The following is a 22,924-nucleotide window of genomic DNA, read 5'->3' as shown; positions in this document are numbered from 1 at the left end:
ACGGTAAGTCGCCCTTGCGAATTCTCAATCTTCTTGAGAGCACATACTCGGTGCCTCTTTCCAACCTCAGAGCACGTGACGTCGGATGCCTGAATGGCTACGGATTGATGCAGTCCCGGCTAGAAGCGTTGCTTTCCCTTGTGACCAAGCGAGACGACCTTGGTGCATCGAACTTCGGATGGGCTATCAAGGTCTTCTCCACACAAGGTGGTTTGGTGGTTAAAAGAGATCGACATTTCTGCGCGGCGTGCTTCCTAAGAATGCGTCGCGCGGACATCAGATCCCACGACCTGCTCGCCTGGCAGGTTGCTGATTTGAACGTTTGTGTTGTGGATAAGACAAAGCTCTCTTCTCGATGCCCTAAGTGCAGGTCGCCGCAAGCGCTTGTTCCTACGTCTGGAGTGCTTGATCTGTGCAGCAAGTGCGGATGCTGGCTTGGAGATATCCAAAATCTGCCGGTTCTGCCGTCGGACCCCACGACGTCTCATCAGATTTGGCTGGCTGCCGAAGCCTCGAAGCTGATTGAGGCAAGCGCTGATCTGCAGCGATCGGTTCACGGCCACGAAGTGAGAGTGTTCGTTCGGGAAGTTCTAGCAGGGCAGAAGCTCACACTCGAGAGCCTTGCAACGCAACTGCGCATTTCTCCCGATACGCTGGGCGATTGGTGGAAGGGGCGTAGGCGCCCGAGGGTGGCGACCTGGATGAGGGTGTGTGCTTTGCTGGGGGTTAGCCCGCTCGACACCCTGAGAGACCCGTTCTTGGCTGCAGCACAGATGCCACTAGATATCGCACGCGGAGTATGGGCAGTGCCCAGATTTGGGCCGCGATCAGTAGATCAAGGTCTCAGAGAGCGAATCGCCACAGCAGTAGACGAGCAGTTGTCTCTCTCGAAGCCATCGGTCGACTCGATTGCTGAACTTGCAATCCGGCTTAAGGCCACGCAATCGAGCCTTTATCACTACTGCAATAAAAAAGTGAAGAAGCTCGCAGGGCGGATCCGCCGCCTAAAGACTAAACGAAGATGGCGAAAGATTTTGTCGCAACGAAGAAGCGCGTTGCGAGTTCTGAAAAGGATGGAAATAGAAGGCGTCCGATTGACTCGGACCGCCTTTCTGCGTCGTTTTATGGGGCGGACCAGTATGAGCGAATGGGGGGCAAAGGAATTATTCGGCGAGATGATGCGTGTCCGGCCTTCAGAAGGAACAGGCGATAGTGAGTGAGTTGGCTTCCGCCAGCCTACGCGCGACGCAGCACCAACTCGTAGCGGGTGGGGTGGCGAGCGGCTCGCAGGAGTCGTACGGGCGGCTTACCAGTCTTCATCCGGTCCGATAACAGGTCTGAGACCAGCTTCTGCGTGACTGTCGAGGCTGTGCAGCCCACGACCACTGCAGAGAGTGCCGCGTCGGGTGACCTGCCTGCCGATTCTCGGACCATTTGATGCTTAAGATTCTGGCTCCCGCTAACAAGCGAGAAGTCGATGAAGAAGGTCCGATTTACCGATAAGCAAATGGTCCGAATTCTCCGAGGAGCGGATAGCGCTCCAGTAGCATCTGTCGCCAAGAAGCACGGGGTACCAGAATGGTCAGCTCGGATCTGTGACGACGTCGTCCATTAACCGAAACACTCCTCTCACGAACCGCACCTGGCCCTCCGCGAGGCTGCGCCTGGCATTAGCGGATTTTCGGGGAAGGTCGTCGACGAAAACGCCCAGGCCGAGCTGCCCCGGCGGGGCGGGTACGGTGCTTCCTGTGGACCTGCTCATGTGCAGGTCGCTGATGTCTTCGAACAGCTCGGTGGCGAACCCGCATTGATCGAGAAGTGACAGCAGTTCATCGACTGACGCGAGATGCTGGTCCGCTGGAACCGTGGCCCACGGCAATGGGAAGTACATCGTGTCAGAAACGCCGGTAGCCATTTCCTGGAAGGCATAGAGGCCACCCGGTTTGAGAACGCGGGCGATCTCCCGGTAAAGCGTGTGCTTGTCGGCGATGTTCATGCCCACGTTCTGCATCCAGACGATGTCGAAGGCGCCATCGGGATACGGCAGATCGAGGGCGCTCCCCAGGCGCACCGTGATTCGGTCTTCGAGGCCCGTCAGCCGGTTCAGCAGCGCGGCACCCGCGCAGTAATCGGACGACAGCTCGATGCAGTCGACAAGACAGCCAACGGTGGAAGCGAGCAGCCGGGCCGACCCGGCCAGCCCGGCGCCAAGATCCAGAACACGATCGGTCGAGCGGATGCGAGCTGCTTCGAGCAGTTCGAGCGAAGCCTGCAGTCCCCCGGTGTGAAACTGGTCGAGCGCCCCGAGTTCTTCGGGAGACAAGCGTTGCTCGGGGTCTAGTCCAGCCGCACGGATACCGGCCAGGAGTCGCTGTTCGATGGCGGCTGCCGAGTAATGGGTCTCGAGACTGGGCATGGCCGTCGTTGTGATCGTAATTGCGACTCGAGTTCCGCGCCGCGCCGTCGGCGCGTGGATTGCGCCGTCTACCGCGACGCGTGTCGATCAGACGGAGAAGGCGGCGAGTACGATCGGTCGCCTTCCCCGTCCGACCTGCGCGATGCTCAGTCGGGCAAGGTCACGCCCGAACCGCCCATCTCGGCGGGGAAATCCTTCATCTTCGGCAGTCCGTCCTTCACGCTGAGAACCTTCTCGGCGTAATTGACGTGGACGGCCGGCTGGAATTTCAGGCTCGGCAAGACGGCGGCGTACACGTCCACCAGTCCCATCGGCGGGTGATCGCTGAAGACATGGCCGCCGCAGGTCTTGCACCACTTACGGAAGCTGACCGGCGTCTTGTTGTAGGTGCCGATGTTGTCCGCGCCCTTGGTGACCTTCAGCGCCTCCGGCTTCCACAGGCTGAACGCGTTTACGGGTCCGGCGGACCAGTGTCGGCAGGATTCGCAGTGGCAGTAGCCCATCGCAGCCGGCTCGCCGCTGACGGTGAACTGCACGGCGCCGCAGAAACAACTACCCGAATGTTCACTCACAGTATTTCTCCTCGTTGATCCGATCTGATTTGAATGTGTTCATCGAGCCCGAATCGGGTCGACACGATGATCTTCGCTGCACGAAGTCTTCGGCAGTGCACTGGATGGTGTGCGCTGGGCGGAGACGGACGATGCTGCGGTCGTTCAGTCGCGACTGACTGTAGCGGCCTCACCGCGATCCAGCATCACTGCAGCTTCTCCTGCAACGCCCCCAAACGCATCTGCGGTCAATTCCCAGGTGAACCTAGTACGAATCCTAGGTGAGCCACGCACACGTGCTCGTTGCGAATGGTTTGGGTAGCCCCAAAGCTCTCAGTGGATCACGTACGGCGGCGGTCGCCGTATGACATCCAGGGAGCGCCACCAATGGGCATCGTTCAGCAGCGATTCCATGACACTGCGATTGCACACTCGCCAATCAGCGCATTTTCGTCGGGTAGAGGCCGGCTCGAGTCGGAGCACTTCGCAACGCGCGTGCTCGAAAGCCGAGACGCCCTACATTTCACGCGGCAATCCCCACGTTGATTTCGGCTTCGCTCCCCTTCGGTCTGCTCAATCGCGCGCTGGTCGCGGCGCTCTCGATCATGCTCACGATTCAGACCTCCGGCGCCTCCAACGCAGAGCTGTTGATCGTCGAGGATCCCGCCTGTGGCCCCTGCAAATTGTTCGAAAGACAGGTCGGCGCCATCTATATGCGAACGGACGAGAGTCGGCGGCTTCCGTTGCGCAGGGTTCCGCTCGGCACCTATCTCGAAGCAGGCGTCAGCTTCAGCCAGCCCATTGTTCGCGCCCCCACGTTTGTCATCGTGGAGGATCGCGTAGAGCAGCATCGGTTCGAAGGGTATTCCTCGGACGAACTGTTCTGGATGACGCTGGAGCGCCTGAGGCCTCGGTAGTAGTGCCGATGCCCTCAGGGCTTGTAGTACGCGTACCCCTCACGAAACTGAAGGCGCGATATCTCCGCCGCGCCCGACTCTATGATCGTAGCCTCGGGGTGCACGGCCGACGCGGGAATATCCCTGAAAGTGAGCGTGTTCCCGCAAGCGCGGAATGCCACGCCCGCGGCGGACAGGTCGTCGACCATCGGCTCGTAAGGATTTCCGCGGCTGTCCTTTCCTCCTGCGAGCAGAAAATCCACGCCCCCGCCCAGGGCCACAACGACGATCTGCACGCTGCTGTCCGCCTTCACGTGGTTCTGCAGCATTCGAACCGTGGCAATCGCGTTTGATACGTCGTCTAGATGGTAGACGACGCGAACTGCGGGCAGCGGCACCGCCGCGATTGCGGCTGCAGAGGGAGTCGAAAGCGCGAAAGCGCGCCCCAGGAACGACAAGACGCTTCGCCTCGAATGTCGAGGCCGCACATCTCGCAGCAGGTTCATGAATCCGTTCTCGCGTTCACGTCTCACCTCGGAATGTGTCGCTGATGATCCCGGTCATCAAACGTACACCAACCTCGCGCGCCTAAGGCGCGACGCTATTTCCGCCCGTGTCCTGCGCAGGCTGGAGGCGGACGCGAATCAGCCGCTGGGGCCGGACGACCTCGGGAACTTGCTAGTCCCGACCCGGTGCCACACGGATAGGACGTGAATAGACGATCTGCCAGTGTTCTGCCGGGCGATTACGGCGCGTAAGACGCCGTCGTCCCCCGCAAAACAACTAACCGACCTACGACCGCCCGAGACGGACCGTACGAGCCGGATCTTTTGTCGCACTCGAGACCGTCAGTCCCTCCGAAGCCGAGCGAACGCATATGGACTCCAGCGCACGCACGATCGTCCAGAAGGCTCCGGAAGGGTTTCTTGGCCCTGAGCTGATTGTGTCGATCCAGAAAGGCGGGATCGATCCGGATCGGCGGCGTCTCATCCGCGGTGCCTTCTCTGCTGCGCTCGGCGCGATGGCCGGCTCCGCGATGGGCGCGACGGGCAATCCATCGGACGGCGACGCAGAGATCCTGAATCTGCCGCCTTGGTCGACTTTGCTCGGCAAGCCGGTCGTCTTCAAGCCATATGGCGATCCGTCGATCTACGAGACGTCACTGGCGCGGAGGCAGTCACCGGGACTGACCAGTGTCGCGCAGGCGTCCGTCTCATTCGCTCCGCTTCAGGGGCTGTTCGGAATCATCACTCCCTCGGGCCTGCATTTCGAGCGACATCACCAGGGATGGGTGGATGTCGATCCATCGCGTCACCGCCTGATGATCAACGGACTCGTCGGCCGCCCCCGCGTGTACACCATGGACGACCTGATGCGTCTGCCCTCGGTCTCGCGCATCCACTTCATCGAATGCGGTGCCAACTCCGCCATGGAGTGGGCAAACGTGGCGGTGCCGACCGTCCAGTACACCCACGGCATGATCTCCTGCTCGGAGTTCACCGGCGTTCCGCTGTCGGTTTTGCTGGACGACGCCAAGATCGATCGATCCAGGGCGAAGTTCGTGCTGGCGGAAGGCGCGGACGGGTCGAGCATGACGCGCACGATTCCCATGGAACGCGCATTGGACGACGCCTTCGTCGCCTACGGGATGAACGGTGAAATGCTTCGTCCCGAGAACGGCTATCCGCTTCGTCTGGTCGTTCCCGGTGTGCAGGGCGTGTCGTGGGTGAAATGGCTGCGACGAATCGAAGTGGGCGATCAGCCTTACGGAGCCAAGGACGAGGTGGCCCACTACGTCGACCTGATGCCGGACGGACGGCTGCGGCAGTACACGTCGATCCAGGAAGCAAAGTCGGTGATCACGACGCCGTCGGGCGGCCAGAAACTGGTGGGGCAGGGCTTCTGCAACGTGACCGGCCTGGCCTGGTCAGGCCGGGGCACGATTAAGCGGGTCGATGTTTCGTTTGACGGCGGCCGGAACTGGAAGGCAGCGAGGCTCGAGAGCCCGCAGCTTCCGAAGGCGCTGACGCGATTCAACTGCGACTGGACGTGGGACGGCTCGCCCTGCCTGCTCCAAAGCCGCGCCATGGACGACACCGGGTTCGTGCAACCCAGCTATCGAATGCTGCGCGAGGTCCGTGGGACGCGTTCGATCTATCACAACAATGCCATCCAGACCTGGCGGGTCGACCGGTCCGGCGAGGTCTCGAACGTCCAGCTATGAAACACATTGCGCTCTTGTGTCTGCTCGGATTGCTGGCAACCACCAGCAGCGTGGTGCGAGCCGACTATGCCGGCGTCGGTCGATCGGCCACGGACGCAGAGATCCGCGCCTGGGACATCGACGTGCGTCCCGATTTTGTCGGGCTTCCAGCCGGGCAAGGCTCGGTATCGGAAGGCGAAGCGCTGTGGAGCGCTCGTTGCGCCAGCTGCCACGGCGACTTCGGCGATGCGAACCACGTCTTCACGCCGCTGATCGGCAACACCACGGCGGACGACATCCGCACCGGCCGGGTGGCCTCACTGAAGGCAGGCGGCAGCTATCGCACGACGTTCACCAAGGTGTCCTCCATCTCGACGTTGTGGGACTACATCAACCGCGCGATGCCCTGGGACCGGCCGAAGTCGCTTTCGCCAAACGAGGTCTACGCCGCGCTCGCGTATCTGCTCCATCTCGCGGATATCGTCCCCGCCGACTTCGTGCTGTCAGACAAGACCATGGCGAACGTGCAGGCCCGGCTGCCGAACCGCAACGGGATGACGCAGGAGCACGGACTCTGGAAGGTGGGCGGCAAGGCCGATACGCGTGCCAAGCCTTGCATGCAGGACTGCTTGCACGGCGACGTGGTGATCACGTCGGCGCTGCCTGACCATGCGCGGGGTTCGCATGGCGACCTCGCGAAGCAGAATCGTTCGTTTGGCGCTGTACGTGGCGTCGAGCTGGCGATGGGAGCCGAGACGGCGAGCCCCGCCACTGCTCCCGTGGCAACGGGTCTAGGCACGAAGCGCACCGGTCCAGACGTCACGCCGATGTTGTCGAGCAACGGCTGCCTCGGGTGCCACGCTATCGACGCGAAACTCCTGGGCCCGTCGTTCAAGGACGTGGCAGCGAAGTACGCAGATCGCAAGGATGCCACGGCCTATCTCGCGTCGAAGATTCGTGGCGGCAGCAGCGGTGTATGGGGAGTGGTTCCCATGCCTCCGTTCGCCCAGTTGCCCGACGAAACCATGAAAGCCATCACGGAATGGATTGCAGGAGGAGCAGCGCAATGACGGTGAGCGATATGAATAACGGCGGACACTCGCGGCGCGAGGTGCTTTCGAGGAGGCAGGTCCTCTGGTCGGGGGCCCGGCTGATGGGCGGCCTGCTCCTCCTCTCTCTGGCTCCGATCCGCGCCTGGGCCCAGGCGCTCGAAGGCATGTTCAAGGAGCGCACGGTCGACGACGTGCTGAAGGCCTTGGGCGATAAACCGACACCGAGTGATCAGATCGTGCTGACGACACCCGACATCGCCGAAAACGGCTCGGTGGTTCCGATCACAGTGAAGAGTTCGCTTCCGTCCACAACGGACATCTACCTAATCATCGAGAAGAACCCGAACCCGTTCGCGGCTGCGTTCGCCATTCCAGATCAGACCGACGCCATGATCAGCGCGCGGGTCAAGGTCGCCCAGACGTCCAACGTGATCGCAGTCGTGAAGGCGGATGGGAAGCTCTTCAGCGCGACTCGCGAGACCAAGGTGACACTCGGCGGCTGCGGTGGTTGAGACAGGAGAAAGTCATGGGTAGTCCGATGAAGATCCGCGCGGCCATCAAGGACGGCCGCACCGAAGTCAAAGTCCTCATTGCTCATCCGATGGAGACCGGGTTCCGCAAGGATCCGGAGGGAAAGACCATTCCCGGCCATTACATCAACGAGGTGGTTGCCAAGCACAACGACAAGGTGGTCCTCTCCGCGGTCTGGGGTCCTGCGGTCTCCCAGAATCCGTTCATCCAGTTCCAGTTCGTGGGTGGAACCCCAGGTGACTCCGTGAGCGTCACCTGGAAGGACAACCAGGGTGACTCGCGAACCGACCAGGTCGCCCTGTCGTGAGCGCTTCCGCAGTATCGTCCCGAAGCTGGTTTCGTGCGGCCCTGTTCTGCGTCTCCTGCTGCGCATCCGTCGCATTCGCCGCCGGCGACGACGAGATGTTTTCCCAGTACCGGGAAATGCTGGGAGAGGGCAATCCTGCCGAGCTGGTCGAGATGCAGGGCGAAGAGTTATGGAGCGCCGCGAGAGGGCCGAAGAACAAGCCGCTGTCCGCTTGCGACCTCGGGCTCGGGGCCGGAGTCGTGGCAGGTGCGTACGCCTCGTTGCCACGCTACTTCAAGGATGCGGGGCGAGTCATGGATCTGGAGACGCGGCTCGCTTGGTGCATGAACGACATTCAAGGGCTGTCGGAAAGTGCGGTCACTGCGCGCCCGTTTTCGGTTCAGGGCCAGACGGCCACCGATCTGGAGGCGCTCACTGCATGGATCGCCGGCCAATCCCGCGGCAAGGTGATCTCGGTGCCGCAGAAGCATGCCAAGGAACAAGCAGCGTTCGCCGAAGGCAAGCGGCTATTCAATTACCGCGCGGGTCCGTACGACTTTTCGTGTGCCGGTTGCCATTCGCAGTCGAGCAAACGAATTCGACTCACAGTGCTCCCCAATCTCACCACCCAGGAAGGTGCGGCCAACGCGTATCGATCCTGGCCGGCGTATCGCGTCTCGCAAGGCGCCCTGCGGACGATGCAGTGGCGGATGGTGGATTGCGCGCGGCAGCAGCGCTTGCCTGAACTCATCTTCGGGTCACCTGCCGCCGTGAGCCTGCTCACCTACCTCGGCGCGACTGCCAACGGCGGCATCATGGACGCACCGGGGATCAAGCGATGAGCGCGCGCTGCCTTGTGGCCACCCTCTCGTTGCTCGTGCTCGTGTTAGCAACGCTTTCCCCTACCACGATGGCCGGTGACAACGAGTCACTGACGGCTTCGTACCGGGCGAAGGGCCAAGCGGGGCTGGATCGACTCCAGCAATCGGAGATGCAGCAGGCCTGCAGTGGCCCTGTAGGAATGGAAGTAGCCGCCGACGTGGCCACAAAAATTCAGAAGGCCGCGATGGACGGTGTCGTCCTTCCAGCAGACGGAAAGCTGCTCGGGCAATGGGAGAAAGGACAGAAGATCGCCCAGACCGGAACCGGCATGCAGTCCTCGGACGATCCCGCCACGCCGAATGGCGGGAACTGCTACGCGTGCCACCAGCTGGCTCCAGAAGAGATTTCGTTCGGAACCCTGGGTCCCTCGCTGGCCGGCTACGGGAAGATCCGCGGTCAGTCGGAAGCGATGCTCAAGTACACGTGGACACGGATCTGGAATTCGCACGCCTATAGCGCCTGCAGCCACATGCCGCGTTTCGGCGACGCGAAGATCCTGACGGAAGAGCAGATCCGCGACGTCATGGCATTCCTGTTCGACCCGGCGTCACCGGTCAACAAGTAACGGGCTGCGATGCCGGCATGAATGGAAGATCAATGAGCGGCACTTTTTCGAGACGTGAGTTCTTGCAGGTCATGGCGGCGGCGGTCGTCTCCGGTCTCCCGATCACGAACAGCCGCGCCGGGACCGATGCTTCGTGGGACGGTCTGTACGACGTTCCCCGGTTTGGCCAAGTGCACCTGCTCCACTTCACGGACTGCCATGCGCAGCTCAACCCGATCTTGTTCCGGGAACCTTCGGTCAACCTGGGAGTGGGTGAGGCGAGGAATCGGCCGCCGCATCTCGTCGGGGACGCGCTACTGCGCAGCTACGGCATCAAGAAAGGTTCTCCGGAAGCCTACGCCCTGAGCTGCCTCGACTTCGAGGAAGCATCGGCGAGGTTCGGACGCGTCGGTGGGTTTGCGCACCTCTCGTCACTCGTCAAACGAATGAAGGCGACGCGGCCGGGCGCCTTGCTCCTCGACGGTGGCGATACTTGGCAGGGTTCCGCCACCGCCATGTGGACCCAGGGCCAGGACATGGTCGATGCCTGTCGTCTGATGGGCGTCGATGTCATGACGGGTCACTGGGAGTTCACGCTGGGGAGCGACCGGGTGGAGAAGATCATCTCCTCCGACTTCAATAACGCGCTCGACTTCGTCGCGCACAACGTGCGGACGCAGGATTTCGGCGATCCCGTTTTCCCTCCCTACGTTATTCGGCAGATCAACGGCGTCCCGACTGCTGTCATCGGGCAAGCGTTCCCTTATACGCCGATCGCAAACCCTGCCCACTTCACCCCGAACTGGGCGTTCGGGATACAGGAAGAAAACCTGCAGAAGGTGGTGACCGAAGCGCGCAAGCAGGGCGCCGTCGTGGTCGTGTTGCTATCGCATAACGGGATGGACGTCGACCTCAAGCTCGCCAGCCGTGTCTCCGGTATCGATGCGATCCTGGGCGGCCACACGCACGACGCGGTCGCCCGGCCGATCGAGGTCAAGAACGCGGGCGGCGTGACCCTGGTCACCAACGCGGGAAGCAACGGCAAGTTTCTTGGCGTTCTCGATTTCTCCGTTGCGAACGGTCGGCCGACTGGCTGGAAGTATCGACTGCTGCCCGTGTTCGCCGATGCCATCACGCCCGACCCCGAGATGGCGGCACTCATCGCGCGGGTTCGAGCTCCTTTCGCCGAGAAGCTTGGGCAGCGGCTCGCGGTGGCCGGCGAGACGCTCTACCGTCGGGGTAACTTCAACGGAACGTTCGATCAGGTCGTTCTCGATGCGCTCCTCACCGAGAAGAACGCAGAGATTGCGTTTTCGCCGGGGTTCCGATGGGGCACGAGCCTGACCGCCGGGATGGCCATCACCCTGGAAGACGTGATGAACCAGACGGCCATCAGCTATCCGCAGACGACCCTGACCGACATGACGGGGGAGCGGGTCAAGGCCGTTCTCGAGGATGTCGCGGACAACCTGTTCAACCCCGATCCCTACCTGCAGCAGGGCGGAGACATGGTGCGGGTCGGAGGCCTGTCCTACGCGATCGCACCGTTCGAGAAGGTGGGCAATCGGATCCAGGACCTCCGGTTGAATGGAAAACGGCTGGACGCGACCAAGACCTACAAGGTCGCCGGTTGGGCCCCGGTTGCTGCCAATGTTGAAGGCGAGCCAATCTGGGAAGTCGTCAGTCGATGGCTCAAGGATCAGAAGGAAGTCGTCGCGCGCGGTGCCCAAAGCCCGCGCCTGATCGGCGTCACCGACAACGCAGGACTACTGTAGCGATGGCCAGCCACGACCACGCTCACGACGATCACGCCCACGGTCATGACGACCATCACCATGGCCCCGAGAAGGGGATCATGCGGTGGATCAAGACGACGAATCACAAGGATCTGGGCACGCTGTACCTGATCTTCTCGTTCTCGATGTTCTTCATCGGCGGCCTGATGTCGCTGGTGATCCGCGCCGAGCTCTGGCACCCCGGCCTGCAGTTCGTCGATCCCGAATTCTTCAACCAGATGACCACGCTGCACGCGCTGGTCATGATCTTCGGTGGCGTCATGCCCGGCTTCACCGGCCTCGCCAACTGGATGGTCCCGATGATGGTGGGCGCCTCGGACATGGCGCTGCCGCGCGTGAACAATTGGGGCTTCTGGATCCTGCCCTTCGCCTTCACGCTGCTGCTCTCGACGCTGTTCATGCCGGGCGGTGGTCCTGCCGGTGGCTGGACGATGTACCCGCCGCTGGTGCTGCAGACCGGTGAAGGCTTCCCGTTCCTGATCTTCGCCATCCACTTGATGGGTATCAGCTCGATCACGGGCGCCATCAACGTCGTCGTGACGATCCTGAACCTGCGCGCGCCGGGCATGACCCTGCTCAAGATGCCGCTGTTCTGCTGGACCTGGCTGATCACTGCCTACCTGCTGATCGCGACGATGCCGGTGCTCGCGGGCGCCGTGACGATGCTGCTCACCGACAAGTACTTCGCCACCAGCTTCTTCACCGCTTCGGGCGGCGGCGACCCGGTGATGTTCCAGCACATCTTCTGGTTCTTCGGTCACCCCGAGGTCTACATCCTGATTCTGCCGGCGTTCGGCGTGGTCTCCACGATCATCCCGACGTTCGCGCGCAAGACGCTGTTCGGCTACGACTCGATGGTCTACGCCACCGCGTCGATCGCGTTCCTGTCGTTCATCGTGTGGGCGCACCACATGTTCACGGTGGGCATGCCGCTGGCCGGCGAGCTCTTCTTCATGTTCAGCACGATGCTGATCGCGGTGCCCACGGGCGTGAAGGTGTTCAACTGGATCGCCACGATGTGGCGCGGCTCGATGACGTTCGAGACGCCGATGCTGTTCGCGATCGCCTTCGTGTTCCTGTTCTCGATCGGCGGCTTCTCGGGCCTGATGCTCGCCATCGCGCCGGTGGACTTCCAGTACCACGACACCTACTTCGTGGTCGCGCACTTCCACTACGTGCTGGTGCCGGGCGCCGTGTTCTCGATCATCGCCGCCGTGTACTACTGGATCCCGAAGTGGACGGGCGTGATGTACAACGAGTTCTGGGGCAAGGTGCACTTCTGGCTCTCGGCCATCTTCATCAACGTGACCTTCTTCCCGCAGCACTTCTCGGGACTGGCGGGCATGCAGCGCCGCGTGCCGGATTACGCGGTGCAGTTCGTGGACTTCAACATGGTCTCCACGATCGGCGCGTTCGTGTTCTTCATCGCGCAGTTCATCTTCATCTTCAACATGATTGCCTGCATGGCCCGCAAGGGTCAGAAAGCGACCGACCGCGTCTGGGAAGGCGCGCACGGCCTCGAGTGGACGGTGGCCTCGCCGGCTCCGTACCACACCTTCGAGGATCCTCCGCACGTGGGTGACTCCGACCTGACGGCCGTGCACGATTCCGGCGCCGGTGTCGCCGCCCGGTAGCACGCGCTCGTTTGCGGCCATCGAGCGATCTGCCTGGGGCGGTTCCTAGTTCCCCCACGTACACCTACGGATTGTTCCGGACGATGGAAATTCCGGAAACTGATGTCAACACGCTTCGATCGGCTGTTGGCTCCTGGGCGTGAAGCCGCAGACGAAATCGGAGAAACGTCTCCTCTAGCAGCAGAGCTGTTTCGCCTCCTCGGCAGCTTTCGTGGTTCTGCTGCTTTTTGACCCTGGCGCCACCACGGTCACGCCCCGCTTCCTGCTGATCGGAAGCGGGTTTTTTTTTCTGGGATTCCGGGGGCACGGAGCACTGTCACGACCGACCCGGAACCGCGCTTCAACCGATTGTCTTCGACGAATGGAACGCCAACCGGTCACCTTCCATCCCAGCTTGTACAACTCGGGCCTGTTGGTGCTCGCCGCACTGTGCGGTTGGGCTGGCTACCGACGCTCCAGCAGCATCGCGGTCGCCATCTTCTGCGGAGTTCTCGCGGTCCTCGCATGTGCGTGGCTCATCGGCGTGCTTCGGATAGTCATCAACAAACGTCGACTGAAGGAACTGGGGACGGAGCACGATCCGAAGCGTCTCGACGACGCACACTACTTCGGCGGGCGAGGCCTGCTCGCCGGCACCAGCGCATATTTCTTCGTGCAGGTGAGTGCCGAATCCGTGTTCGTCCAGATCGGAATGTCCGTCAGACGCATTGCCTGGAACGACATCTCCCAGATCGAACTCCTCGAAGTTGGATCGTCCACGTTCGCGGAAATCAAAGGCGTCTTTCCGAGACCCTCCGGTGAGCTCGTCCTGCCTTGGGCAGAACGATTCAACACGCACGTCCCGGAACGGGTTTACGTCGCTCGCTGCTGACTTCGCTGCCTGCCAAGGTTCCACAGCTTCTCGCTTTCGAGAAGCAGGCAATTTTCGCACTCAGCGCCTGGCCCAATGAGAATGGGCCAGGCGGCTTCGTGTCCTGAGACGGTCCCGAGCTCTACGTCGGAACCGCAGGGCGGCTCCGGGGGACCGAATACCGCAAGCGTTCTACAGGGCTAAATGCCTGCCGCCAACGCACGCGCGGCTTCGGAAGCAGCGTCGCGTTCCTGCTTGTCCAATTCCGGTCCAAACAAGGTCTTCTGGACCATCAGCGTGTCGATCGCGGTGACGCCGATCGAGTTCAGCCAGGTCTCCATGTAGGGCTTCTGGTGATCGAATGAGGAAGGGAAGCCAGTGCCCGGAGTGAAGTCGATGCCGCGTGCGTAGACGCAAACGGCGCGCTTGTTGTGCAGCAGGCCATTCATTCCTTTCTCGTCGAACGAGAACAGCACGTCCTTCTGCGTGATGAGATCAATCAGATGCTTGAGCTTGTAGGGAATGGTCCAGTTCCACATCGGCACCGAGAACAACAGGACGTCAGCCCGCTTGAGTCGATCGGCAAGCGTCGTGATCGTGCTCCAGGCCTTCTCTTCTTCCGAATTGCGTGCTCTTCCTTCAAGGCCGGCGTACTTGCCCTGCAGCGCGGCTCCATCGAATTCGGGCAACGTCGTTTTCCACAAGTCCATCGTGTCGACCGCAAGACCTGGTGAATTGGCTTTGAGTGCATCGACGAAAGAGCGGGCCACCTCAAGGGAGGCAGAGCGATCTTTCCGGGGCGAGGCTTCAACGTGCAGCAAGGTCTTGACAGTACCCACTCAAATTCTCCTTGGAAGTCCAACGGGCGCGCATTCGATGATGCGCGGGAACCTTGAAAATACTACGTCTGCGCTCGATTCGCAGGTATAAAGTTGACGAGAAACGGAGGCATCCGTCTAAATGAATTTAGCTCCTGATCCGGCTTATCGCGAGCACCGGCAGGAGGTCATTCGAATGCGGCTTTCACGATCAGATGGTCGGTTTCCGTCGAGCCGGTGAAAGCTACCTCGTCGACATGAGAGTGACCCGCCGTAAGTGCGCCACAAGACTCGCTAATTCGGGAAATCATGTTCGAGCTGAATTGGCTCGGTTATGGTGAAGCACGAGAGCGATGACGTGTCACACTGCACGCCGCATCGATTTCCGGAGTTCGCCGATGTCGTACACGCAGAAGTTCCAGGCGCTCGCCGACGCGGCCCGCGGGCGCGTCGAAGGGGTCGGACCTGAACAGGTGGATGCGTTGATGGAGTCCGGCACGGTTCTGCTCGACATCCGGGATCGCGAGGAGCACGAGGGCGGTCATATCGCCGGATCCGCGAACCTGAGCCGCGGCAAGCTGGAGATGAATATTGAGAGCCTCGTACCGGATCTCGATACGCCCATCCTCTGTTACTGCAACGTCAATAATCGCGGCGCACTGTCGGCCGACAGTCTGCGCGCGCTGGGCTGCACGAACGCGCGCTACATCGTCGGTGGTCTCAAGGCCTCCAACGCGCTGCGCTGATGCTGAGCCTTGGACCACTGCCGATGCCGGTGGTGATCCTGCTGCTGGCCCTGTCATGTTCGCTAGGCGTTGCCTACACACTCGAACGGTTACGACCCGGCGGCGGGTGGCGACGGCAGGCTTCACAACTCGTCGATCTGCTGCTCGCAGGCCTGCTGACAGCCCGTCTCGCTTTCGTGTTGCGCTGGTGGCCGGAGTACATGGCGGAACCGCTGTCGATCCTGATGATCCACGACGGCGGGTTTCTCGCGTTGCCCGGGGTTGCAGGGTCCGTTGCATTCGGACTGTGGCTCACACGCCACGATCCGGGCATCCGTCGTCCGCTCGGGGCGGCCATGTTTGCGGGGCTTTTTGCATGGGCGGCGCTGAGCAACGGATTGCGCCTGTTTCAGCAGCACAGTGTGTCTATTCCGGGAATTGCGTTGCTGACGCTGGATGGTCGCCCCACGCGGCTCAGCGACTTCCAGGGACGGCCGTTGGTGGTCAATCTCTGGGCATCGTGGTGCCCGCCGTGTCGGCGGGAGATGCCGGTGCTGGAGGCAGCTCAGGATGAGTATGCGGATACGCAGTTTGTATTCGTTAACCAGCGCGAACCGGCCTCAGCCGTCATCGCCTACCTGCAGCGCGCGGGCGTGCGGATCGAGCAGGTGCTGCTGGACACGGAGGGCACCGTCGCCGCGTCGTTCCAGACGCCCGGACTTCCGGCCACCTTGTTTTTCGACGCCGAGGGTCGCCTGCGCGAAACCCACCTGGGTCCGATCACCACTGCCAGTTTCGCCGCCAAGCTGGCCGCGATTCGCGGTAATGAAGCTGCTATCGCCCGATAGATGACGGCACCCACCACGTCGTGGATCCAAATGGTCTGTCTGCCGCAGGCGCCCACAAGCCCCATTCAATCCGCAGCAGTTACGGCGACCTCAGGATTCAATCGGCGAGGGCTCTTCAGCATCTCGCGAGCAACGTGATGAGCCCAGGCTGCGACCGCCAGCGACGGTGGCGCACCGACCGCGGCAGGCAGTGCGGCGGCGTCGGCACAGCATCGTCGCCGGTGGCTACGGCCGCCGCCTGTGTGCCGCGATCAGCCAAATCGGCCCGATCAATAAGATTCGGCAGCGACTTCCACGGCACAGCGGGCCCGGATATTTCGTGTGCAAATTCGAGCCTGCCGCTGCAAGACTCAACCCTCTGGCTGGATCAGGCCAAGAGCAGCCGTTTGAGCGTGGCATCGATCTTCGAGTTGTACTCCGGATCGATGCCGAAGAGCGCCAGATGCCCCCAGGGCGAGGAGATCGTGACCAGCTCGCTGTTCGGGGTCATTTTCTGCTCGGCCTGAATGTCGGCCAGCGGGAAGAAGCCGTCCTCCTGGATGGCGATCGTGGTCACACGCGCGGTGATCTTCGAGAGCACCGACTGTAAGGTGCCGCCGGCGCCGCGCGTGACGTCGCCCTTGGCCCACTTGTTGAGCATCAGCAGCAGGTTATTGGGGTCCATCGGCAGGAAGTAACCTTCCACGAAGTTCGTCAGGAAATCCTCCGTCGACGAAAAGCCGATCGCGCGCCAGCCTTCCTCGCTAAACAGCCTGGGCGAGAATCCCGAGGCGGCGAACACGCGCGCATGACGACGCAGGCCCCGCTGTACCGCGGCGGCGTCGGAGTAGCAGCCCTCGTCCCAGCGCGGGTCGCTTGTGATGGCTTCGCGAAAGGTCTGTACCAGGAGCTGGTTGTGCGCGGTGCCTTTGGCGGTACCTGCGATAGGCGCGGCGCGCTTGACCATCTTGGGAAAGCGCACCGCCCATTCGTAGGTCTGTTGCGCACCCATTGATCCACCGAGCACGAGTTGAAGCTCCTCGATTCCGAGGTGCTCCGTCAGTAGTTGGTGCTGCGCGCGGACGTCGTCCCCGATCATGACTTCGGGAAAACTTGCGCCATTGAGCGGGGACGGCATGTTGTGCGGCGACGACGACAATCCATTGCCGAGCTGGTTGGCCACGACGATGAAGTACTTGTCCGGATCCAGCGCGCGCCCCTGGCCGATGTACGCCTGCTCGATGATCTTAGACGTCCCCGAGTACCAGGACGGAAAAAGTATCGCGTTGTCCTTTGCCGGGGAGAGCGTGCCAAATGTCGAGTAGGCGATGGTGGCGTTCCGCAGCGTCACTCCGGACTCAAGTTCGAAGTTGCCCAGCGGCTTGGTGAAAAACGGTCCGTGTGCTTCCTGCGAGTAATACGATGCGACGCTCATTTTTGTCTCCAGTGGTTGGCGCTCATTCCTTTGTACGTCGAGCCCGACTTCGCGGGTGTCCATAGCGAGCTGCTCCGGCTATGGGGTAAAGATGTTGCTCATGCATGAGATCGTGCATGGGGCGATAGCGTCGGCACACTCGTCGCCGGCGCGCGTGATCATTAAAAGGCGATCAGGCCTAGCACTTTGTTGCGCGCGTCATCAGGAAGGTCTGCCGAACGCGGTTGTGCGAAAAGAAACGAGCGATCAGCAACTCCATCTCGGCGCGGAACTGCGTGAGGCGCCCAGGCTCGTCCTTGAGCGTCTGCACAAGTTTTATGACCGGGCCGGCTGTCCGCTCCATATGGGCAAGGTAATGCTTCGGACTGAGCGCAGGCATCACCATGTCGTCGTACTGGAATTGCACGTCCTTAACCGCATCTCCCAGCCGTTGACGCACGATATTGGGATCGCCCCATTGCGACGGCGGCGCGGCGTTGGTCGGTCCGGGCAGATAGCGCCCGAGAAGGGAAAAAATGCTTCCAATCATCAGGTCGGGTGGCCAAGTCGAGAACGCGATGGTTCCACCCGGCCTAAGCACGCGGAGCATTTCTGCCGTCGCCAACTCGGGGCGCGGTGCAAACATGTGCCCGAACTGGCTCAACACCACGTCGAAGGTGCCGTCGTCGTAAGGCAAGGCTTCGGCATCTCCTTCCAGGAACTCGATGCTCAATCCGACCGTGGCAGCGTTCGCAGCAGCGTCTTCTAGCAGGACGGGCGAGAGGTCCAGTCCGCGCGTGTTGGCACCGCGCAGCGCGGCCGTGACCGCCACTACGCCCGTACCACAAGCAACGTCGAGCACTTTGTCACTCTCTCGCACCGCGGCGAACTCCACGAGGGTCGCTGCCGGTGGCGTCGTGAAGGTCGCCATGGGAGAGAACAGGGCCCAGGCTTCGCGCTGTCCGGCCTTGAACTGGCTGAAAGGATCGTTCGTCATGGGCATTTCCTCAAGCTGGTGCAGCTAAGGCTTTTGATGTTGTGAATCGAGACGCATCCAGAACTGCCCCTCGCCGGAGGTGCCCCCGTCCCATGGCCGTTACGAGCGAGCACTGACGTTGCAGCTGCCGTGACCGATCAATGGGAGTCAAGGCCGCGGGAGAAGCTGCGCCGAGCACGACCCGGCGCAGCTGCGACGCGGTGGCCGACTAGATCGCGCTGCCGAGCGCGACGCAGACCGACTTCGTCTCGAGGTAGTTCTTCAACACTTCGTGGCCCATCTCGCGACCCCAGCCCGACTGCTTGTAGCCACCGAAAGGCATGGAGGCATCGAAGACGTTGTAGCAGTTGATCCAGATCGTGCCTGCCTTCAAACGGTTTGCGATCTTGTGCGCCTTGTTGATATTGGTGCTGTAGATACCGGCCGCGAGTCCGAACAAGCTGTCGTTGGCACGACGGATCAGATCCTCGTCTACGTTCTTGAACGGCATCGCCGTAAGGACTGGCCCGAAGATTTCTTCCTGCACCACCTTCATCCGCTCGTTCGTGTTGACCAGCACCGTCGGCTCGATGAAGTAACCGCTGCCGGATACCGGCTTGCCGCCGCAGAGTGCCTTGGCACCCTGTTCATTGCCCGATGTCAGGAATCCCGACACGCGCTCGTACTGCGCCTGAGACACCATCGGCCCCATTTCGGTCGTCGGATCCAGGCCCGGTCCGAGCTTGATCTTCTTGCCGATGTCGGCAATGCCAGCCACGACCTTGTCGAAGATCTTCTCCTGTACGAACAGGCGCGACCCCGCACAGCAGGCCTGGCCGTGGTTGAAGAAGATGCCCATCGCTGCGCCAGCGATGGCGACATCCAGGTCCGCGTCGTCGAGGATGATGTTGGGCGACTTGCCGCCGAGTTCGAGCGTGACCTTCTTCAGATCATTGGAGGCGGCCTTCACGATCAGCTTGCCAACTTCCGTGGAGCCGGTAAAGGCCACCTTGTCGACCTGCGGATGTGCCGCAAGGGGCGCACCACAGGGCTCACCGAAGCCGGTGAGCATGTTCACCACGCCGTTGGGTACGCCGGCCTCCTGCATGATCTCGGCCAGACGCAAGCCGGACATTGGTGTTTCTTCGGCCAGCTTCATGACGACCACGCAGCCCGAGGCCAGCACCGGCGCGAGCTTCCAGGCGGCCATCAGCAGCGGGAAGTTCCAGGGGATGATCTGCGCGACGACGCCGATCGGCTCCTTGCGCGTGAACGCCTGGTATTCCACGCCGGGGGTGTACGGCACTGACAGAGAGAGGCTGTTGCCCTCGATCTTGGTGGCCCAGCCGGCCATGTAATGGAAGATGTCGGCGGCGAGCATGACGTCGGCCGCGCGCGCTACCGCGATCGGCTTGCCGTTGTCGATGGCTTCGAGCTGCGCGAACTCTTCGGCGTATTTGAGGATCAAGTCGCCTACCTTCCAGATGATCCGGCCACGTTCGGAAGGCGTCATCTTCGTCCAAGGACCTTGGTCGAACGCCTTGCGCGCGGCCTTCACCGCGTCATCGACGTCCGCCTTCTCGCAGGCCGCGGCATGACCGATCACACTGCCCGTCGCCGGGTTGAAAACCTCGAAGGTTTTGCCGCTCTTCGCCGCGACCCAGGCTCCGTCGATCAGGACCTTCCGCGGTGTGGCGATGAACGCCTTCACAGAGGGCAGGAGTGCTGTCAAACCTCTATCTCCATCCATTTTCTTCTCCAGTCGGCTGCCGTATCGGCAGTCGGAAAGTTGGGTAGCTGTGACGTGGACTGGCGGGTCTTCCAACTGTCGATGAAGCCGCCGAATGAAACGAAAGCGAGAACCTCGATGTTCGGGTGATGCGGGGCGTGCGGGCCGATCGATCCTGCTCCCTGGCTTCGCATCGCGGGATGTCCGCATCCCGCGATGCGCTGGGCTGGGTTCTGACAGAACTTGGCGCGCCGGAGCGCGCCGATGTCCTCAGCCGCCCGCCTGGACCTTCTTGACGTCTTCGGCCGTGAAGCACTTGCCGCCGATGCCCCAGTCGCCACTCTTCACTTCCTCGAACAGCACCCAGGTGATGGCGCGCATGCGCTCACCTTCGACCGAGACCATCGTGTCCGTGATCTTCTTGATCACTTCCTGCTTCTGTGCGGCGCTGAAAACGCCTTCGATTCCCTTGATGACTACGAGCGGCATGATGTGCTCCTGCTATGACGTGGATTGACGTTTCCGGGGATTGAATAGTCGATCGACTATTTGTCGGCTCGGAGCCCCGCGGCATGGAAGCGTCCGGGGTGCATTCGGAGTATTTCCCCGAGCCATCGCGCGGTCGACGCATTTATCCTGGGGCGGTGAATAGTTTTTCTTCGCCGCCCTCATCGGCAAAGGCAACTAGATTCCACGGCGGGCGGCCTCTTCCGCCCAGGAGACGAAAGCTCGCACGGCTTCGCGAAGGGCGTCCTCAGGCCGGTGGACCACGTAATAGCTCCAACCCAACGCCCACGTCACGTTGCCGGCAAGGCGCACCAGCCGGCCGGTGCTCAATTCGCTTTCGACGAAAGCACGTCGCGCCAAAGCGATGCCTTGGCTACCCACGGCCGCCTGGATGACGGTCGCGGATGAGTTGATCTCCAGGCGCTTCTCCGAGGGTCCCGGACGAGCGCCGATCTTGGCCAGCCATTCTTCCCAAGTTGGAAAGATCTTCAGGTGCGGGATCGACTTATCCTGGATCAGAACCGAGGAGGAAAAGACCTCCTCGAGTTGCACCTCTTCGAATCTCTTTGCCCACGCCGGGCTGCAAACCGGGAACACTTCCTCTTCCATCAGCTTTTGGGCAACGAGGCCGTCCCAGGTCCCGCCCCCGAACCGCAGACCGACGTCGGCGTCACCCCCTTCGATGTCGACGAGCCCGTCGTTCACCTCGAGCCTCAGTTCGATTTCCGGGTGTCGAGCCGAGAAAGATGGGAGTCGCGGGAGTAACCAGCAACTTACAAATGAATGGGACGCGGTGACGACGAGCGGCCTCGATGGGTCGTTGGTCCGAAGCCCTTCCAGCCCCATCGCCACCCGGTCGAGCCCGGCTTTGAAATCAACCAGCGCCACCGCACCGCGCTCCGTGAGCGTCAGACGATTCGATCCCGAACCTTGTCGCTTGAAGAGCTTCGTGCCGGTCCAGGATTCCAGCGCTCTCACGTGTTGACCGACGGCCGCTGGCGTTACGCCCAGCTCTTCAGCGGCCTTGCCGAAGTTCCCATGCCGGGCCGCTGCTTCGAAGGCCTGGATCGACCGCAGCATCGACAGCCTTCTCATGGCCGAACTCCTCCTGGCAGAAATGGGGCCCCACGCATCTCATTGCTCATGGAACGCATACGTGAAACGCGGATGCGGACTGCGAGCGTGCATTTTCTTTTGCACCGCAGGATCGTCAGCGCTGATGCTAAGGAATCGCGCGGAGCCTGGTGGGAAGTGCAGCAGCTGCAGGCGACGACAAAGTCTTCAGGAAAGCCACTAAAGCCGCCCGCTCTTCGGCCGTCAGGTGAAGCGGTCGGATCAGTGGACTCTTGTTCGGCACGGCGTCTCCGCCCCGATCGTAGTATTCAACGACCGCTTCCAACGTGAGCAGCGAGCCATCGTGCATGTAAGGCGCCGTCAGCTCGACGTTACGCAGACTGGCAGTACGAAAGGCGTAGCGATCCGCAGGGTCCATCGTGATTTCATATCGACCCAGATCGGAACGCACCGCCTGTACGAATGCCGCTAATTCGATTTCGACGGGCGACGTCGCCATCTCGTCAGAGCTGGATCCCGCGGCGGCAGGCGACGCTTCTCGGAGAAACGCACCGGTGACGTGGTATCGATCGTCAGTGAAGACAGCGTCGTCTTTGCCGACGACGTGACACGACGAGCACAGTGCCTTTCCCTGGAAGAGATCGAAGCCGGTTCGCTCGACGGGAGTCAGTGCCGACGCTTGCCCGCGGTATTTCCACAGATCGAATCGGGACCCTGCCGCCACCAGCGATCGCTCGAAAGCCTGAAGAGCCTCACCGACTTGCGACATCGTGGGCTGCTTGCTGCCGAAGATCGCCTGAAACGCTTTCTGATACTCCGGGTCAGCGCCCAGCATCTCCAGGACATGCGAGATGGACGGGTTGCCCATTTCGAGCGGATTCAGCAGGGGCAGCCAGGCTTGGTCCGCGAGTGAGCTTTCACGGCCGTCATGGAACAAGCGGGGTCGCCACGCGATGTTAAGCAAGGTCGGCGCATTGCGCGGCAGCAGGTGTCCCTCCAGTCCGACGGCTGTACGCGACGTGTGCGTGCCAAAACCCTCTTCCGGCACGTGGCAGATCGCACAGGACATCGCATTGTTGAACGAGAGCCGGCGCTCGAAGAACAGGCGCCGACCGAGTTCACGAAGCGATTCCGACGCGGCGGGATAGGGCAGCGCGGGCAAGCCAAGCCACTCCGCGGCGGCGTCTTCTGCCGCTTCCCCATGAGCCGGAAG

23 protein-coding genes are annotated in these 22,924 nt (G+C 61.8%); 13 read left to right on the top strand and 10 right to left on the bottom strand.

From position 1 onward, the window contains the following. Positions 1-50 precede the first annotated feature (50 nt). Positions 51-1,220, top strand: a complete 1,170-nt coding sequence (locus tag DFR24_RS17510) for a helix-turn-helix domain-containing protein (RefSeq protein ID WP_162851293.1) — start codon at positions 51-53, stop codon at positions 1,218-1,220. Positions 1,221-1,582: 362 nt separating this feature from the next. On the opposite strand, the gene DFR24_RS17505 is transcribed toward DFR24_RS17510, so the two are convergent. After that, positions 1,583-2,416: a class I SAM-dependent methyltransferase gene (locus DFR24_RS17505; RefSeq protein ID WP_133882716.1), complete on the bottom strand. Its 834-nt coding sequence runs from the start codon at positions 2,414-2,416 to the stop codon at positions 1,583-1,585. Between the two features lie 146 nt (positions 2,417-2,562). Then, entirely contained in the window at positions 2,563-2,988 is a 426-nt protein-coding gene (locus DFR24_RS17500) for a GFA family protein (RefSeq protein ID WP_210772551.1), read from the bottom strand. A gap of 521 nt (positions 2,989-3,509) precedes the next feature. Between DFR24_RS17500 and DFR24_RS17495 the strand changes: the two genes are divergently transcribed. Further along, positions 3,510-3,884, top strand: a complete 375-nt coding sequence (locus tag DFR24_RS17495; RefSeq protein WP_133882715.1) for a thioredoxin family protein — start codon at positions 3,510-3,512, stop codon at positions 3,882-3,884. A 14-nt stretch (positions 3,885-3,898) separates the two neighbouring features. Here the strand turns inward: DFR24_RS17495 and DFR24_RS17490 are convergent, their stop codons facing one another. Then, entirely contained in the window at positions 3,899-4,369 is a 471-nt protein-coding gene (locus tag DFR24_RS17490) for a DsrE family protein (protein ID WP_133882714.1), read from the bottom strand. A 371-nt stretch (positions 4,370-4,740) separates the two neighbouring features. Between DFR24_RS17490 and soxC the strand changes: the two genes are divergently transcribed. From soxC to DFR24_RS17445, 9 genes are all read left to right on the top strand, one after another. After that, a complete protein-coding gene (gene soxC / locus DFR24_RS17485) occupies positions 4,741-6,087 on the top strand; it encodes a sulfite dehydrogenase (protein ID WP_133882713.1) in 1,347 nt (448 codons plus the stop codon). Next, positions 6,084-7,136: a c-type cytochrome gene (locus tag DFR24_RS17480; protein ID WP_133882712.1), complete on the top strand. Its 1,053-nt coding sequence runs from the start codon at positions 6,084-6,086 to the stop codon at positions 7,134-7,136. The genes soxC and DFR24_RS17480 overlap by 4 nt, the downstream gene beginning before the upstream one ends. After that, entirely contained in the window at positions 7,133-7,630 is a 498-nt protein-coding gene (gene soxY / locus DFR24_RS17475) for a thiosulfate oxidation carrier protein SoxY (RefSeq protein ID WP_210772550.1), read from the top strand. Before DFR24_RS17480 ends, soxY begins: the two co-directional genes overlap by 4 nt. A 14-nt stretch (positions 7,631-7,644) precedes the next feature. Beyond that, on the top strand, positions 7,645-7,956 hold the full coding sequence (gene soxZ / locus DFR24_RS17470) for a thiosulfate oxidation carrier complex protein SoxZ (RefSeq protein WP_133882711.1): 312 nt from the start codon (positions 7,645-7,647) through the stop codon (positions 7,954-7,956). After that, entirely contained in the window at positions 7,953-8,777 is an 825-nt protein-coding gene (gene soxA / locus DFR24_RS17465) for a sulfur oxidation c-type cytochrome SoxA (RefSeq protein ID WP_210772549.1), read from the top strand. The genes soxZ and soxA overlap by 4 nt, the downstream gene beginning before the upstream one ends. Beyond that, a complete protein-coding gene (gene soxX / locus DFR24_RS17460; RefSeq protein WP_133882710.1) occupies positions 8,774-9,382 on the top strand; it encodes a sulfur oxidation c-type cytochrome SoxX in 609 nt (202 codons plus the stop codon). The genes soxA and soxX overlap by 4 nt, the downstream gene beginning before the upstream one ends. A gap of 32 nt (positions 9,383-9,414) precedes the next feature. Beyond that, positions 9,415-11,136, top strand: coding sequence for a thiosulfohydrolase SoxB (gene soxB / locus DFR24_RS17455; RefSeq protein ID WP_133882709.1), 1,722 nt, complete (start codon positions 9,415-9,417; stop codon positions 11,134-11,136). 2 nt (positions 11,137-11,138) lie between these two features. Next, the gene (gene ctaD / locus DFR24_RS17450) at positions 11,139-12,791 is read left to right on the top strand and encodes a cytochrome c oxidase subunit I (RefSeq protein WP_133882708.1); all 1,653 of its coding nucleotides are present in this window, start codon (positions 11,139-11,141) and stop codon (positions 12,789-12,791) included. Positions 12,792-13,152: 361 nt separating this feature from the next. Continuing rightward, positions 13,153-13,662 (top strand): hypothetical protein, encoded by a 510-nt coding sequence (locus DFR24_RS17445; protein WP_133882707.1) that lies wholly within the window; start codon positions 13,153-13,155, stop codon positions 13,660-13,662. Between the two features lie 179 nt (positions 13,663-13,841). Here the strand turns inward: DFR24_RS17445 and DFR24_RS17440 are convergent, their stop codons facing one another. After that, entirely contained in the window at positions 13,842-14,480 is a 639-nt protein-coding gene (locus DFR24_RS17440) for an FMN-dependent NADH-azoreductase (RefSeq protein ID WP_133882706.1), read from the bottom strand. Between the two features lie 377 nt (positions 14,481-14,857). Between DFR24_RS17440 and DFR24_RS17435 the strand changes: the two genes are divergently transcribed. After that, positions 14,858-15,205 carry a rhodanese-like domain-containing protein gene (locus DFR24_RS17435; protein WP_133882705.1) on the top strand — a complete coding sequence of 116 codons (348 nt, stop codon included), beginning with the start codon at positions 14,858-14,860 and terminating at the stop codon, positions 15,203-15,205. Then, positions 15,205-16,032, top strand: a complete 828-nt coding sequence (locus tag DFR24_RS17430; protein WP_133882704.1) for a TlpA family protein disulfide reductase — start codon at positions 15,205-15,207, stop codon at positions 16,030-16,032. Before DFR24_RS17435 ends, DFR24_RS17430 begins: the two co-directional genes overlap by 1 nt. Before the next feature lie 367 nt (positions 16,033-16,399). Here the strand turns inward: DFR24_RS17430 and DFR24_RS17425 are convergent, their stop codons facing one another. The 6 genes from DFR24_RS17425 to DFR24_RS17400 form a co-directional block, all read right to left on the bottom strand. Then, positions 16,400-17,446 carry an alpha/beta fold hydrolase gene (locus DFR24_RS17425; RefSeq protein WP_133883107.1) on the bottom strand — a complete coding sequence of 349 codons (1,047 nt, stop codon included), beginning with the start codon at positions 17,444-17,446 and terminating at the stop codon, positions 16,400-16,402. 178 nt (positions 17,447-17,624) lie between these two features. Continuing rightward, entirely contained in the window at positions 17,625-18,422 is a 798-nt protein-coding gene (locus DFR24_RS17420) for a class I SAM-dependent methyltransferase (RefSeq protein ID WP_133882703.1), read from the bottom strand. Between the two features lie 208 nt (positions 18,423-18,630). After that, positions 18,631-20,151, bottom strand: coding sequence for an aldehyde dehydrogenase family protein (locus DFR24_RS17415; RefSeq protein ID WP_133882702.1), 1,521 nt, complete (start codon positions 20,149-20,151; stop codon positions 18,631-18,633). Between the two features lie 249 nt (positions 20,152-20,400). Next, a complete protein-coding gene (locus DFR24_RS17410; RefSeq protein WP_133882701.1) occupies positions 20,401-20,619 on the bottom strand; it encodes a tautomerase family protein in 219 nt (72 codons plus the stop codon). A 195-nt stretch (positions 20,620-20,814) separates the two neighbouring features. Beyond that, positions 20,815-21,732 carry a LysR substrate-binding domain-containing protein gene (locus DFR24_RS17405; RefSeq protein ID WP_133882700.1) on the bottom strand — a complete coding sequence of 306 codons (918 nt, stop codon included), beginning with the start codon at positions 21,730-21,732 and terminating at the stop codon, positions 20,815-20,817. 127 nt (positions 21,733-21,859) lie between these two features. Continuing rightward, positions 21,860-22,873, bottom strand: coding sequence for a cytochrome-c peroxidase (locus tag DFR24_RS17400; RefSeq protein ID WP_162851290.1), 1,014 nt, complete (start codon positions 22,871-22,873; stop codon positions 21,860-21,862). Positions 22,874-22,924 lie beyond the last annotated feature (51 nt).

Source organism: Panacagrimonas perspica (assembly GCF_004364935.1).
GTDB classification, from domain to species: Bacteria; Pseudomonadota; Gammaproteobacteria; order Nevskiales; family Nevskiaceae; genus Panacagrimonas; species Panacagrimonas perspica.
Note: the sequence above shows the minus strand (reverse complement) of the source record. Positions and strands in the feature narration are given on the sequence as shown.

Excerpts from the sequence above, each read along its gene's own strand:
- DFR24_RS17490 (WP_133882714.1), bottom strand. The coding sequence starts at position 4,369 with ATGAACCTGCTGCGAGATGTGCGGCCTCGACATTCGAGGCGAAGCGTC.
- DFR24_RS17505 (WP_133882716.1), bottom strand. The coding sequence starts at position 2,416 with ATGCCCAGTCTCGAGACCCATTACTCGGCAGCCGCCATCGAACAGCGA.
- DFR24_RS17480 (WP_133882712.1), top strand. The coding sequence starts at position 6,084 with ATGAAACACATTGCGCTCTTGTGTCTGCTCGGATTGCTGGCAACCACC.
- soxX (WP_133882710.1), top strand. The coding sequence starts at position 8,774 with ATGAGCGCGCGCTGCCTTGTGGCCACCCTCTCGTTGCTCGTGCTCGTG.
- DFR24_RS17420 (WP_133882703.1), bottom strand. The coding sequence starts at position 18,422 with ATGACGAACGATCCTTTCAGCCAGTTCAAGGCCGGACAGCGCGAAGCC.
- soxZ (WP_133882711.1), top strand. The coding sequence starts at position 7,645 with ATGGGTAGTCCGATGAAGATCCGCGCGGCCATCAAGGACGGCCGCACC.
- DFR24_RS17405 (WP_133882700.1), bottom strand. The coding sequence starts at position 21,732 with ATGAGAAGGCTGTCGATGCTGCGGTCGATCCAGGCCTTCGAAGCAGCG.
- soxY (WP_210772550.1), top strand. The coding sequence starts at position 7,133 with ATGACGGTGAGCGATATGAATAACGGCGGACACTCGCGGCGCGAGGTG.
- DFR24_RS17435 (WP_133882705.1), top strand. The coding sequence starts at position 14,858 with ATGTCGTACACGCAGAAGTTCCAGGCGCTCGCCGACGCGGCCCGCGGG.
- DFR24_RS17425 (WP_133883107.1), bottom strand. The coding sequence starts at position 17,446 with ATGAGCGTCGCATCGTATTACTCGCAGGAAGCACACGGACCGTTTTTC.
- ctaD (WP_133882708.1), top strand. The coding sequence starts at position 11,139 with ATGGCCAGCCACGACCACGCTCACGACGATCACGCCCACGGTCATGAC.
- DFR24_RS17445 (WP_133882707.1), top strand. The coding sequence starts at position 13,153 with ATGGAACGCCAACCGGTCACCTTCCATCCCAGCTTGTACAACTCGGGC.
- DFR24_RS17430 (WP_133882704.1), top strand. The coding sequence starts at position 15,205 with ATGCTGAGCCTTGGACCACTGCCGATGCCGGTGGTGATCCTGCTGCTG.
- soxC (WP_133882713.1), top strand. The coding sequence starts at position 4,741 with ATGGACTCCAGCGCACGCACGATCGTCCAGAAGGCTCCGGAAGGGTTT.
- DFR24_RS17415 (WP_133882702.1), bottom strand. The coding sequence starts at position 20,151 with ATGGATGGAGATAGAGGTTTGACAGCACTCCTGCCCTCTGTGAAGGCG.
- soxB (WP_133882709.1), top strand. The coding sequence starts at position 9,415 with ATGAGCGGCACTTTTTCGAGACGTGAGTTCTTGCAGGTCATGGCGGCG.
- DFR24_RS17410 (WP_133882701.1), bottom strand. The coding sequence starts at position 20,619 with ATGCCGCTCGTAGTCATCAAGGGAATCGAAGGCGTTTTCAGCGCCGCA.